11 protein-coding genes are annotated in these 13221 nt (G+C 43.2%); 5 read left to right on the forward strand and 6 right to left on the reverse strand.

All coding sequences use genetic code 11. The features are described from left to right. Positions 1 to 262: 262 nt before the first annotated feature. The 6 genes from R7Z50_RS03745 to R7Z50_RS03770 form a co-directional block, all read right to left on the reverse strand. Positions 263 to 763, reverse strand: a complete 501-nt coding sequence (locus tag R7Z50_RS03745) for a YfbU family protein (protein ID WP_065274296.1) — start codon at positions 761 to 763, stop codon at positions 263 to 265. Positions 764 to 899: 136 nt separating this feature from the next. Continuing rightward, positions 900 to 1565, reverse strand: a complete 666-nt coding sequence (locus R7Z50_RS03750) for an energy-coupling factor ABC transporter permease (protein WP_065274297.1) — start codon at positions 1563 to 1565, stop codon at positions 900 to 902. A gap of 154 nt (positions 1566 to 1719) precedes the next feature. After that, a complete protein-coding gene (gene pflA / locus R7Z50_RS03755) occupies positions 1720 to 2460 on the reverse strand; it encodes a pyruvate formate lyase 1-activating protein (RefSeq protein WP_170897180.1) in 741 nt (246 codons plus the stop codon). A 211-nt stretch (positions 2461 to 2671) separates the two neighbouring features. Beyond that, positions 2672 to 3649 carry a lipid A deacylase LpxR family protein gene (locus R7Z50_RS03760; RefSeq protein ID WP_005378443.1) on the reverse strand — a complete coding sequence of 326 codons (978 nt, stop codon included), beginning with the start codon at positions 3647 to 3649 and terminating at the stop codon, positions 2672 to 2674. A gap of 153 nt (positions 3650 to 3802) precedes the next feature. Next, entirely contained in the window at positions 3803 to 6079 is a 2277-nt protein-coding gene (gene pflB, locus R7Z50_RS03765) for a formate C-acetyltransferase (RefSeq protein ID WP_170897179.1), read from the reverse strand. A 303-nt stretch (positions 6080 to 6382) separates the two neighbouring features. Continuing rightward, on the reverse strand, positions 6383 to 7930 hold the full coding sequence (locus R7Z50_RS03770) for a DUF3360 family protein (protein ID WP_005378441.1): 1548 nt from the start codon (positions 7928 to 7930) through the stop codon (positions 6383 to 6385). 454 nt (positions 7931 to 8384) lie between these two features. Here R7Z50_RS03770 and R7Z50_RS03775 point away from each other — a divergent pair, with 454 nt between their 5' ends. The 5 genes from R7Z50_RS03775 (at position 8385) to R7Z50_RS03795 (ending at position 13217) form a co-directional block, all read left to right on the forward strand. Next, the gene (locus tag R7Z50_RS03775) at positions 8385 to 9848 is read left to right on the forward strand and encodes a 54K polar flagellar sheath protein A (protein ID WP_170897178.1); all 1464 of its coding nucleotides are present in this window, start codon (positions 8385 to 8387) and stop codon (positions 9846 to 9848) included. Between the two features lie 241 nt (positions 9849 to 10089). After that, positions 10090 to 10860, forward strand: a complete 771-nt coding sequence (locus R7Z50_RS03780) for an ABC transporter ATP-binding protein (RefSeq protein WP_005378438.1) — start codon at positions 10090 to 10092, stop codon at positions 10858 to 10860. Between the two features lie 83 nt (positions 10861 to 10943). Next, positions 10944 to 11714 carry an ABC transporter substrate-binding protein gene (locus R7Z50_RS03785; RefSeq protein ID WP_005378437.1) on the forward strand — a complete coding sequence of 257 codons (771 nt, stop codon included), beginning with the start codon at positions 10944 to 10946 and terminating at the stop codon, positions 11712 to 11714. 81 nt (positions 11715 to 11795) lie between these two features. After that, on the forward strand, positions 11796 to 12536 hold the full coding sequence (locus tag R7Z50_RS03790; RefSeq protein ID WP_005378436.1) for an ABC transporter permease: 741 nt from the start codon (positions 11796 to 11798) through the stop codon (positions 12534 to 12536). Positions 12537 to 12539: 3 nt separating this feature from the next. Further along, positions 12540 to 13217, forward strand: coding sequence for an ABC transporter permease (locus tag R7Z50_RS03795; protein ID WP_053349436.1), 678 nt, complete (start codon positions 12540 to 12542; stop codon positions 13215 to 13217). The last annotated feature ends 4 nt before the right edge of the window (positions 13218 to 13221 follow it).

Below are 13221 nucleotides of genomic sequence, written 5' to 3' on the forward strand. Positions count from 1 at the left end.
GATTTGCAATTTTGCTTAACAATTATGAATTTATTGTAAAAGTGACATTTGAATCACTCTTTTATTAAGGACGAATTTATGTCGTGAATAGGTGCAATAGAAATTCAAATATTTGGCAAAGACAGAAGAGTCTCAGTGATTCGTTGTTCTACATTGAGCAAGGTAAGTGAAAGAGGTAGGAAGAGAGCAAAGTCTTAGATAAGTTTGTGACAGGGTAAATAACAAGGAGAGCGGGCGCTCTCCTCATTCTTAGACGACCATTTTATGCGCTTAAGATTTGCGCTAGTTCGTTTTCACATAAATGATACTGACGAGGGCAGTTACGCCAAGTTTGCAGCATGCGGCGGTATTTATCTAGCATCGGCATTTGGCTGTTAAAGTGATGATCTGCCTTGTCAAACTGAGGGTACAAACCTTCAGAATCGATGAGAAAACGTACGTAATGTACTTGTTGCGCTTCTGAAGCGATATCAAATCCCAAAAACTTCAAGCGGCGCTGATCTACGTTGCTGCGGTCTTCATCGTCTAGCATGTTGTAAGATTCTTGCATCGCATGATACATCTCCATAACGTCGATGATCTCACGACATTCTGCTTCTGAGAGGCAGCCGAAATCTTTGTTCAACTCTCGCATTTGTAGTTCATAACCACGTTCAACGATCGTTTGTAAGCGTTTGTATTTGGCTGCATTACTTGGATCAAGTTGAGACATAAGGTTGTATTGGTTTGATAGAATCAAACGTTGAGCGTTTGACATTTCCATGGTGACCTCACTAGATATCTAATACATTTTTAATGTGCTTAGGTTAACGCTTAAGACATGAGTGAAACATGATCTCAACACATATTTAATACTAAAAAATGGCAAGAACTGTCACTTTTGACCAGTTTGAAAACACTTATTTATGGTAATGATTGTATATGTAGTCTCGGTCTGAAAATACTCTCAGCCACTCTGGCTTGAATACGGTTAAAACCGCCAGTGCCATACCATTTAATAGACCTTCTGGAAAGGCGAGCAACGGCACAAAAACAAAGTAGTTATGTTGAATGGTTTCCCAATCGTAGTGACCAACTGATAGGTGATAAAAAGAGTTAATGATGAGGTGCAGACTTCCTGTTATCGCGCCATTGAAAAATCCAGCAACGAAGATGAAAACAAAAATGTTTCGTGGTAAGTAGTGGTAACTCAGAAGAAACACTAAGTAACTAATGAAAATCGGAATTAGGGCAGATAGAACTAACGACGTGGGTAAGAGTAGCAAGGACACATCATGTAGTAGGTGGTTGACCAACATAGCGGGAATGCTGAGTAGAAATGCCATGCGCCAACCATACATCATCGTCAGCGTTGTTAGTGCAAGAAAATGAATCTGTAATCCTTCTTTTACACCTGCTTGAGCGGCCCATAAAATACTGAAAAAGAAGAGCGTTGCAAAAACGAGGTGCTGAAATCCTTTCTCTTTTTCCAGTTTGAGCCAAACGACTTTTTTCCAATCTGGTAGGCAGTAGACTACTACTATCCAAATTGAGACAACAAGAGAGCCTAAGTTAAACAAATCCATGTTACTTCCTTCCTATGCGAACATGACGCAATCATTTCTATCGTTCTTTTTATACCTAAATGACCGCAGAGAAACTCACTGATAAGGCTTAGATATAATCAAAAAAATACCAGCAATAAGCTGGTATTTTAAAGAGGTTAGTCTTGCGGTTCACTTAGTATTTTACGTTATCGTTGTATTGAGCAAGAATGGATTGAATTTCATCCATGGTTTCTTTCGGTGGCGGGCTTACGCCTTCGAGTGGGTATTCTAAGCCTAACGCTTCCCACTTATGAGCCCCTAATTTGTGGTAAGGAAGTAACTCGACCTTTTCGATGTTATCCATGTCTTTAATAAATTCACCAAGCATGTGTGCTGCTTCTGGGTCATCTGTGTAACCAGGCACGACGACATAGCGAATCCATGTTTTCTTTCCGATTTTTTGCAAGTAACGAGCAAAGTCCAATGTGCGTCGGTTGGATACACCGATGAGATCTTGGTGCACTTCGTCTTTCATGTGTTTGATGTCAAGCATGACTAAGTCTGTTGCATCCAGTACTTCATCGATAACATCAGTGTGCTTACGAACATAACCGTTAGTATCTAGACATGTATGAATGCCTTCGGTTTTAGCTGCGCGGAAAAAATCACGTACGAATTCCGGTTGAAGCATCGCTTCGCCGCCAGAACAAGTAACGCCACCACCTGATGCATTCATGAAGTGGCGGTAACTTTTCGCTTCGGAAATGATTTCTTCAACCGTGACTTCTTTGCCATCATGCGTGTCCCAAGTATCGCGGTTATGGCAATACTTACAGCGCATTAAACAACCTTGCAAGAAGACGATAAATCGAATACCAGGTCCGTCTACGGTACCACATGACTCAAATGAGTGAATACGACCAGCTGTTGACATCTTTTGCTCTCATTACTAGTAAATTCTAGCTGTTATTTTATTACAAAAAGCAGGGTTAAAACAGCTTTGTCGGTACTAAAGGCAAGGTTATTTGAAGAAAGAAAATAGATGGAGCCAATCTGCATAAACGCTTGAACACGAGGTGGTTAATACCTACCCCGAGAACTTGCCGTGTATCTAGATTGACTTCGATGCTGGGATAATCCAGTTTTTAGAAAAAGGCGAACACGGAGAACGAGCCTGTCCCATAAACATCGGTTTGGGCTTCTTCATAATCCGGTGTTTTAATTGTAAAGGTGATGCTTGCACCGTAATTTTGGTTGTACCAAGATACTCCCGCGACGGCACTTGCTTGCCAATTTTGCAGTGTGACGTCGTATGGCGCTGACGGTTCAGGAATGCCAGGACGATCTCCTTCGATAGTCATGTCATTAAAGCGGTAACGACCTTCAAACCCGGTGAACAAGAACCAACTCGACGTGTTCTGAGCGATCATACTTGCTGAGAAAGGGCTTTCGACACTGATATTGGCGGCTCCGATGCTATTCGCTAGGTTTGTACCCCAACGAAACATGACGCCTTGAGAGACATCACTACGGAAGTTACCCGCATTGATGTCGTTAATGTTGGTGATCTCCCATTGTGTTTTTTGTTCTTCGCTGCGCATCAATTTGTTAAATACGCGGTAACCAAGGCTGAACGCCACTTTATCTTCAATCTGGTAATCCCAACCTTGAGGGTCCGTCGATCCTGTTATGCCGTGAACGATTTCTTGCGCCTTTTCTGATAGCGAACTTTCACCCGTAGTTCCTATGGTGAAATTGTACCGTACAGCTTTGTCACTCGTTAGGGAAAGGTAGTTGATTTCGGTGTGTAGGTAACCGGCATATGGGCGATCATTGATTAGTGGATAATCGGCTTCAATGTCGCTTGGAGTCCACATCTTGTGGCCAAGAACCAACTCTATTTTATCGATATTGGCGTGCTCTGAGTTAGCTAGACTCAGCCATTTCCATTGGCTTTCTTGTGTCAGTTGGTCTGTCGCGTAAGAAAGGAAAACACCATTCGTATAGTCTTGATCGACGCCAAAAATACCATCGTTGTCGATGGTAAAAGAAACCGTAGACTTAGTGGATGCTATTGCAACTGGAGAAAGAAGGGTAAGAATAATTAATTTACTAAATCTCATAGACTTTATTTGCTAACTTTTTTCGCATCATACGTAAGAATGCGGGCAAAAGTCTTTCGCGATATCACAACTTTCATTCAAGAAATAAAAAAAGGCTGATGCTACTTAGCATCAGCCTTTGTTGTATTACTAGAACGTTATTTCGCTATAGTCTTATAGAGACTCAGTGAATGTACGCGCGATTACGTCAGCTTGTTGCTCTGCAGTTAGAGAGTTGAAGCGAACAGCGTAACCAGATACACGGATTGTTAGCTGAGGGTATTTCTCTGGGTGCTTAACTGCGTCTTCTAGAGTTTCACGGTTAAGAACGTTCACGTTTAGGTGTTGACCACCTTCGATACCCGCTTCGTGGTGGAAGTAACCATCCATAAGACCAGCAAGGTTAGCGCGTTGTGAACCCTCATCTTTACCTAGTGCGTTAGGTACGATAGAGAATGTGTAAGAGATACCATCTTGTGCGTCAGCAAACGGCAGTTTAGCAACTGAAGTTAGTGATGCTACAGCACCTTTCTCGTCACGACCGTGCATTGGGTTTGCACCTGGAGCAAATGGAGCACCAGCACGACGACCGTCAGGCGTGTTACCAGTTTTCTTACCGTAAACCACGTTTGAAGTGATAGTAAGAATTGACTGAGTAGGGATTGCATCACGGTAAGTCTTAAGCTTACGGATTTTGCCCATAAATACAGAAACAAGTTCACATGCAATGTCATCAACGCGTGGGTCGTTGTTACCGAATTTAGGGTAATCGCCTTCGATTTCGAAGTCGATTGCTAGACCGTCTTCGTCACGAATTGGCTTAACTTTTGCGTATTTAATTGCAGATAGTGAGTCAGCCGCAACAGATAGACCAGCAATACCACAAGCCATAGTACGTTTAACGTCACGGTCGTGTAGAGCCATTAGTGCCGCTTCGTAGCTGTACTTATCGTGCATGAAGTGGATAGCGTTTAGTGCAGTCACATATTGTTTCGCTAGCCAATCCATGAAGTGGTCCATTTTCTCCCACAGTTCATCGTAGTTAAGAACATCGCCTTCGATCTTAGGCATTTGCGGGCCAACTTGGATTTTTAGCTTCTCATCCACACCACCGTTGATGGTGTAAAGCATTGTTTTCGCAAGGTTCGCACGAGCACCGAAGAACTGCATTTGCTTACCAACAACCATTGGAGATACACAACATGCGATCGCGTAGTCGTCAGAGTTCATGTCTGGACGCATTAGGTCGTCATTTTCGTACTGAATAGAAGAAGTATCGATAGATACTTTCGCACAGAACTTCTTGAAGCCTTCAGGTAGTTGCTCAGACCAAAGAACAGTGATGTTTGGCTCTGGAGAAGGACCCATAGTGTATAGTGAGTTTAGGAAACGGAAGTTTGTACGAGTAACTAGCGTACGACCGTCAAGACCCATACCACCCATAGACTCAGTTGCCCAGATAGGGTCGCCAGAGAATAGATCATCGTACTCAGGAGTACGTAGGAAACGAACCATACGTAGTTTCATTACGAAGTGGTCGATCATTTCCTGAGCTTGTTCTTCAGTTAGCTTACCAGCCGCGATATCACGTTCGATGAAGATGTCTAGGAACGTAGAAGTACGACCTAGAGACATAGCCGCACCGTTTTGAGATTTAACAGCAGCTAGGTAACCGAAGTAAGTCCACTGAATAGCTTCTTGCGCAGTTTCAGCAGGACGAGAAATATCACAACCGTATTTTGCAGCCATTTCTTTGATTTGACCTAGAGCACGGTGTTGCTCTGCGATCTCTTCACGAAGCTGCATTGTCATTTGTAGGTTTTCGCCGTTCTCAAAACGCTCTTGTAGAGAAGAGAACTGCGCGAATTTATCCTTCATTAGGAAGTCAATACCGTATAGAGCAACACGACGGTAGTCACCGATGATACGACCACGACCGTATGCATCTGGAAGACCAGTCAGTACGCCAGATTTACGACACGCCATGATTTGAGGAGTGTAGATATCGAAAACGCCTTGGTTGTGAGTTTTACGGTATTCTGTGTAGATTTTTTTAACTTGTGGGTCTAGCTCGCGGTCGTAGGCTTTGCATGAACCTTCAACCATGCGGATACCACCGTTAGGGATGATCGCACGTTTTAGAGGAGCGTCAGTTTGAAGACCTACGATAGTTTCTAGGTCTTTTTCGATGTAGCCTGCATCGTGAGCAGTGATGGTAGAGATAACTGAAGTATCAAAATCAACAGGAGCGTGAGTCGCGTTCTCTTGTTTGATGCCTTCCATTACCTTAGCCCAAAGCTTGTTAGTCGCTTCAGTACCTTCAGAAACTAGGAAAGATTCGTCGCCTTCGTACGGAGTGTAGTTCTTCTGAATGAAATCACGAACGTTTACTTCGTTTTGCCAGTCGCCTGCAGCAAAACCTTCCCAAGCTTTAGCAAATTGCTCTGCCATGACATACCTACCTTTTTAGTAGAAAAAAATACGTACTGCTTCGCCGTTGAGCCAGCTATCCCCAGATAAAAGAGGGGAACAGTACACTCTTATGAATAACAATATTTATAGTCTTAAATTTACGTATTTGATTTACAAAACTATAAATATTGTCACTAGTTTTAACGTTTCTCTTTTTAAGCAACAGTTAGAGGTTAAACTAAAATTTTTTTGCAAACCTTAAACTAAATCAATAAATCCTCAAAAATCTCGATAAAAATGGGGTAGCGACGAGCGCTACCCACAAATTTCTGGACTGCTAGCTTATAGCCAAGCTTGGATGCCATACTGGCCTTCAAGCATACCAACTGCAAGCATAGCAACTAAACAGATAACAAGTACGCTTACTGGGATCACAATCTTGTCTACAAATGATAGGCGAGACGCGCGCTCTTTATCTCCAATTAAACCGTTGTTATCTAAAAGCATAGTTAGTGCCCAAGCTAGAACTGGGTTAACAACGGCAGAACCAAAGATACAGATACCTGCTGCTTGTGAGTCTTTCGAGTCCTTCACCATCTGCATGCCAGCTTCAAGCAGTGGTAGAGATACACCAACGAGAAGAGCAACGCGCATAACTGGAGGCCATACTGCAACGTCCATAGGAAAACCAAGGATTGCAACAATAATACATAGAGAGCCTAGTAAGATGGCGCCAGCAGGAATAGGGCGTTTCGCGATTGCAGCAGGGATCATGTAAGTCCCCCAAGATGATGTGATGTTACCACCACCCACTGCAGTACCGACCATTTGGCGAACGGAACACATTGTCATTGTGTCATCAACGTCCATCAGCACTTTCTCACTCTTACGTGGGTAGTTCATCTCTTGGAAGATACGGTGACCCAAGAAGTCAGGTGACCACATTGCTACCGCAAGAATGGCGAATGGTAGAGAAGCGATGAAGTGTTCCATATTAGGAAGACCAAGCATCCAACCTTCTTCTGTTGAACCCCACCAGTAGATTGGATTTAGGTTTGGAAGGCCTGTCTCGGTTACGAATTTAATATCGAAGCCTGCGCCAAGAGCAAGTGCGATTGCAAGCCCAGTGAAGGCACAAACAGGGATCGCTAGCCAGCGTTTGTTCACTTTAGCAAGGAACGCGTATAAGCCAATGGTAACCGCAAGAACAATTAGACCGATGTAACCCATGCTACCAGCGGCAACCGTATCGGATTGCAAACCAACAGCCCAAGCTTGAATAGAGTTAATTTGGCTCATGGTTCCGGTTAAACCTAAGAAAATAAGAAGGCCACCAGCCGTACCTTCAGAGGTGAGGTTAACCAGTTTTGACCCACCTTTTAAGAGGCTCAAAATCAAACCAAACACACCAATGAGAATTGCTAATGCAAGAGGGTGAGCACCAGCAAGAGCGATGGTACCAATAAGAGGGATCATTGGGCCGTGGTTGCCTGCTAGGTTGGCTTTAGGGTTAATAAAACCAGAGGCAAGTACACAGAAAAGAAGTGCAGGGATGAGCATTTCTACACGCGCAACTTCGATAGCAAAGTCCTTGCCTAAGTTTACGTGGTCCCATGCTGCAGTAAGACCTTCAGCCCAAGACATCATTACCGCAGAGTACATTGCGATAATACCGATAGTACCAGCAAGCGCTGGAACAAGGTCTTCAAGCTCAAAGCGGAAGTCACGACCTGGCAAGTTCAAGCCAAAACGACGTGGTTTCATAATTTGTAGTTCGTGGTCTAGGTAGTCTGAACGGCTTGCGAACTCAGATGCTGGACGATGAAGCTCACGGTAGCTCTTGGTCTCGATATCTGAATCAGAGTGCGTTTTGTTAACTGCGTCTGACATAGATTCCTCATATATTTAAAAGTTATGAATTCTTCATTCAATTGTGTTAATCCGCATCCTGCGGCACGCTTATGCTAGCTATTGTTAGATTTGTTACACGTCGACACTGTGCCTAAGCATAGCTAATAACTTATTGTGTTGAGGCGCAAAAAAAAGCCTCATCTTTTGGCAGGAGTCTAGCAAGATAGCCATTTAGGGTGATTGATTTAGATCACTTTAAGAATGGTTGTGAAATAAAACTACAGAAAGTTTCTGGCATGCGAATGAGATGCGGAGATCTTGTGTAATTTCATTACACAAGTTGCATAAAATTAGAACTTTTTGTCCTTTTGCACGAGATGCAGATTAAATGTCAATATTCACGGTGATTATATAAAGCTGGCTTTATTCTTGCTTTGGGCAGAGCAAAGACAATTTTTTGGCTAATCATTGCCGCTCAGTTTAGGAAAAAGACATGAAACAGCTTAAAGTACTGCCACTAGTGGCAATCATCTCAGGGTTAATGGTCGGTTGCGGCGGCGGTGGCGGCGGTGGCGGTAGTTCCACACCAAGAACTACATTCACTTTTACTTTTGCAGCTCCAAATGTCATTAGTGAAACAAATGCACAAAAAGACAGCTGTACTATTTACGACCGAAGAGTAGATGGCAACGGCATCGAGCAGGTATTGACCTATCAACCAGCCGTAAGTGCACAGCTAACAGGAGGTAAGGTCGTCGGTTTCTATTCAGACAAGAATGGTGTCCGTCAAGGCGACTTTATCTACCCATCAGGCACTACTTTGAAATTTGTTCTAGAAGACATTCCTGAGGACGGCTATTTTACTTATCAGTTGCTTGATGCTTCTGGAACAGTATTTACGGCAAACAGCTTCGGTCGAGATTTTTTAAAGGACAATAACCTTAGAAACTCAACGTTCTCAATGAATCGAGAGGCGGTGTCTGCTTGCAATAAAAATGGCAACTTCCGTAAGGCTACCCGAACTGACCTTAAATATGAAGCAACGGAGGCTGGTGGCTTAGAGTACAACTTCATATCTAAAATTGCGAAAGAGTCTAAGCCTACCTATTCTATTGATTCTTTGGATGTAAGAGCAATTGGTTCGAAGATGGAGTCGACAGTCGTGCTACAATATGCAGACGCAGCGAAAACAGAACTGCACCAGTATGGTATTCGCGATTGGTCGAGTGAATCACCATTGCCGTTGGTTGGCATGAATGGTTCTTCTCCAATCTTGAACCCAACACTTTTTAAATATGACACTTTAGACATCAGTGTACTTGTTGGTGATTACAACTACGAAGTTGCAGAGCTACCTATGTCAACGACGAAGTTCTACCACCCGCTTGAGCCAAAAACGGAAACTTGGACTTACAGTGTTACAGCTGAAAAACCTATCAATGGTTGGACGGTAGTGCTGAACCAAAAGATGTATCAGGACGCAAATTGGGATATCTCAATTGAGCCAAGCGCTTACTACAACCTAAATGCTCTGCCTGCGTCGCATGTGGTGAGAGGCTCAACTATTGATACTGGTTTTGCTTTCACTGACCAAGATAAAGGCTTTAGCCGCCTCGCATATCGTGCAGAGTCTAACTCTGGAACACTACACCGAGTAACACACAAGATATTTACAACTTTAGAGAGTGATGTCGTTGTTCCGGAATTGTACTACTACACATTCGATGACAGTGTGAAGCAAGATTTGAAAGTTTCTTCTACCAGTGATTACTCACAATCTATTGTCGTGGAGTCTGCTGAAGCAAACCTAAATAGCTATGACTTTGTTTCTCTTTTCTCTCATGGTGATGTGACCGATCTTAAAGTGGATCACGATGGTCTTGTGATCAGTGAAGTTGATTCTGAGAAGGTCAATACGAATGCTCAGAAATCTGATTTTATGGTATTGGTTAAGTAGCGTCTTAACACTTTTGTAAATTAATTAAGCCCCTTTGAAAGGGGCTTTTTTATATTTAATATTCAACTTTTGAAGAATATGTTGCTATATATTGCATATTAATTTGCCTATCGTATCTTTCTATTCGAATTATTTAGGTTAATAATTTGTTGCAAGTTTCAAAGGGCGGTGCTAATTTGTTCCGAATTAGAGAGGGCGGAGTCCCTTAATTGCAGTGACAAAAACACAGGGAGTAGGGCGCATGAATGATGTACCAGCGCTAGATATAAAAGACCTGCACAAAACATTTGGACAAAATGAAGTTTTAAAAGGCATTTCACTTGCCGCGCACAAAGGAGATGTTATCTCCATCATTGGCTCTTCCGGCTCAGGTAAGAGTACCTTTCTCAGATGTATCAACTTGCTAGAAACGCCTACCGCGGGCGAAATTTGGGTAAATGGTGAATTAATCCAAATGAAGAACAACAGAGCAGGTGAATCTGTTCCTGCTAATGAAAAGCAAGTCCAACGTATTCGCTCACGCCTGGCAATGGTTTTCCAAGGTTTCAACCTCTGGTCTCACCTAACCGTACTAGAAAACGTGATTGAGGCGCCTGTTCATGTCTTAGGCGTGCCAAAAGCTCAAGCGATTGAAAACGCAGAAGTCTTGCTTAAGAAAGTAGGCCTATATGAGCGTAAAGATTATTACCCTGGGCACTTATCTGGCGGCCAGCAGCAACGTGCAGCTATTGCCCGTGCGCTAGCAGTTGACCCAGAGGTGATGTTGTTTGACGAGCCAACTTCTGCGCTTGACCCAGAACTTGTAGGAGAAGTTCTGGGGGTAATGAGAGATTTGGCAGATGAAGGACGAACCATGCTGGTGGTCACGCACGAAATGGCGTTTGCGCGTGACGTATCAAACCATGTGATGTTTTTACATCAAGGCTTAGTGGAAGAACAGGGAAATCCAGCTAAGCTATTTACAAACCCGGATTCAGAACGATTACAGCAGTTTATCTCATCCATTTACTAATATTTGTTAGGCGGCAGACTATTGCCTCCTAAGCCAACACAACAAACAAAACGAAATAAAATAGCAATCACAGGAGTATGGAAATGAAAAAGTGGTTATTAGCAGCAACGATTGCTGCAACGGCAGTATCAGGTGTTGCCCAAGCGAAAGAATGGAAAACAGTTCGCTTTGGTATCGAAGGTGCTTACCCTCCGTTTAGCTGGACAGAAACTGATGGCTCAATAAAAGGCTTTGACGTAGACATGGCAAATGCACTCTGTGAAGAGATGCAAGTGAAGTGCAAAATCGTCGCTCAAGATTGGGATGGTATTATTCCTTCTCTGCTTGCACGTAAGTACGATGCCATCATCGCAGCAATGTCTATCACTGAAGAGCGCAAGAAAAAAGTCGATTTCACTGGCAAGTACGCACAAATTCCAAATAAATTTATCGCTAAGAAAGGTGCGGGTCTAGATTTTGATAATCTTAAAGATGTCAAAATTGGCGTGCAACGTGCGACGACACATGACAAGTACTTAACTGACAACTACGGCGATGATGTTGAAATTGTGCGTTATGGCTCTTTTGATGAAGCGTATCTTGATCTAGAAAATGGTCGAATTGCTGCTGTTTTAGGTGATGCTTCTGCTCTAGAAGAGGGTGTGATCAACAAAGCCGGTGGCGAAGCTTATGAGTTTGTTGGACCGTCGTTAACCGATCCAAAATGGTTTGGCGAAGGTATGGGTATCGCTGTTCGTAAACAAGACAAAGATCTGACGAAGAAACTCGACGCAGCAATTATTTCACTACGTGAGAAAGGTGTTTACCAAGAAATTGCTGGTAAATACTTTAACTACGATGTGTACGGTGAATAAACCGTAATTAAGCGACCGTTGGCTTGTTCCTAGAAGTAGTCAACGGTCGATTTTTTGAGTTTAGGGATTAGGAACTCACCTATGCTAGATTTACAAGGATACGAAGCTTCGATTTTGAAAGGAGCTTTAGTAACAATAGAAGTTGCAGTGCTTTCACTCATTCTCGCCATGGTCTTAGGCATGCTTGGCGCACTAGCTAAGTTAGCGCCTTACAAATGGGCAAGGGCGATTGCCACTCTTTACACCACCGTCATTCGCGGCATTCCAGATTTGGTTCTGATGATGCTAATTTTCTTTGGTGGACAAATACTTTTAAATAACAGCCTTTACTCCATCAACGAAACGCTCAACGAGTGGTTTGCCTCGAGTGATCCAAACCATGAATGGACGTCTTACTTACCTGATTATATTGATGTCAGCCCATTTATAGCTGGTGTACTCACGATTGGTTTTATCTTTGGCGCCTACATGGCGGAGACTTTTCGTGGAGCGATCATGGCGGTGGACAAGGGTGAATTAGAAGCGGCGAAAGCTTATGGGATGAGTTCTGCTTTATCGTTTAGAAGAATCTTACTTCCTCAGATGATTCGTCATGCATTACCTGGATTTGGTAATAACTGGTTAGTGTTACTTAAGACCACAGCGTTAGTTTCCATTATTGGTCTGGATGACATGGTGAGAATGAGCTCATTGGCAGCAGGTACAACGAAAATGCCGTTCACCTTTTACATGGCTGTCGCGCTCATCTTTCTATTTTTTACCAGCGTTTCGACCGGGCTACTCAAGCTTGTTGAGCGTAAGTTCAGTATTCATGCGAGGTAAGTTATGGACTTTTCTTTGATTATTGAAAGCTTTCCAACTTATCTTCAGGGACTTTGGACAACAGTTTGGTTAGTGGGATTAGCGTTGGTTATTGGCTTGTTTGTCTCTATCCCATTAGCCGTGGCACGCAATAGTACCAATTACGCTCTAAGCTTACCTTCTTGGGGATTCATTTACTTTTTCCGTGGAACGCCGCTATTGGTTCAGCTGTATTTGATTTACTACGGCATGGATCAGTTTTTCCCTGTGAAAGATACCTTGTGGGAGAACGCTTGGTTCTGTGCTTTGGTCGCTTTTATTCTGAATACATCGGCTTACACCGCAGAAATTATTCGTGGTGCGATTAATGGTTTGCCGAAAGGTGAGGTGGAAGCTGCGAAAGCCTATGGCATGAGTAAGTTTATGACATACAGACGTATTATCTTGCCGAGTGCATTGCGTCGAGCATTACCAGCTTATTCCAACGAGGTCATATTTATGCTGCACGGAAGTGCAGTCGCGGGCATCGTTACCATCATGGATTTAACTGGTGCTGCGCGTCTAGTTAACTCGCGCTACTATGCACCATTTGAGTCTTTCCTGACGGCGGGGCTGTTCTACATGGCACTGACGTTTATGATCTTGTGGTGTTTCAAAGTGGCAGAGAAGCGTTTCTTAGCTTATCTGCGTCCTTTAAGCTAATTAT

It is taken from the genome of Vibrio sp. 1249-1 (genome assembly GCF_033340495.1).

Bases quoted from the DNA above. Each gene is read 5' to 3' on its own strand.
- R7Z50_RS03785 (WP_005378437.1), top strand. From the start codon at position 10,944: ATGAAAAAGTGGTTATTAGCAGCAACGATTGCTGCAACGGCAGTATCA.
- R7Z50_RS03750 (WP_065274297.1), bottom strand. From the start codon at position 1,565: ATGGATTTGTTTAACTTAGGCTCTCTTGTTGTCTCAATTTGGATAGTA.
- R7Z50_RS03745 (WP_065274296.1), bottom strand. From the start codon at position 763: ATGGAAATGTCAAACGCTCAACGTTTGATTCTATCAAACCAATACAAC.
- R7Z50_RS03775 (WP_170897178.1), top strand. From the start codon at position 8,385: ATGAAACAGCTTAAAGTACTGCCACTAGTGGCAATCATCTCAGGGTTA.
- R7Z50_RS03790 (WP_005378436.1), top strand. From the start codon at position 11,796: ATGCTAGATTTACAAGGATACGAAGCTTCGATTTTGAAAGGAGCTTTA.
- pflA (WP_170897180.1), bottom strand. From the start codon at position 2,460: ATGTCAACAGCTGGTCGTATTCACTCATTTGAGTCATGTGGTACCGTA.
- R7Z50_RS03780 (WP_005378438.1), top strand. From the start codon at position 10,090: ATGAATGATGTACCAGCGCTAGATATAAAAGACCTGCACAAAACATTT.
- R7Z50_RS03795 (WP_053349436.1), top strand. From the start codon at position 12,540: ATGGACTTTTCTTTGATTATTGAAAGCTTTCCAACTTATCTTCAGGGA.
- R7Z50_RS03760 (WP_005378443.1), bottom strand. From the start codon at position 3,649: ATGAGATTTAGTAAATTAATTATTCTTACCCTTCTTTCTCCAGTTGCA.
- R7Z50_RS03770 (WP_005378441.1), bottom strand. From the start codon at position 7,930: ATGTCAGACGCAGTTAACAAAACGCACTCTGATTCAGATATCGAGACC.
- pflB (WP_170897179.1), bottom strand. From the start codon at position 6,079: ATGGCAGAGCAATTTGCTAAAGCTTGGGAAGGTTTTGCTGCAGGCGAC.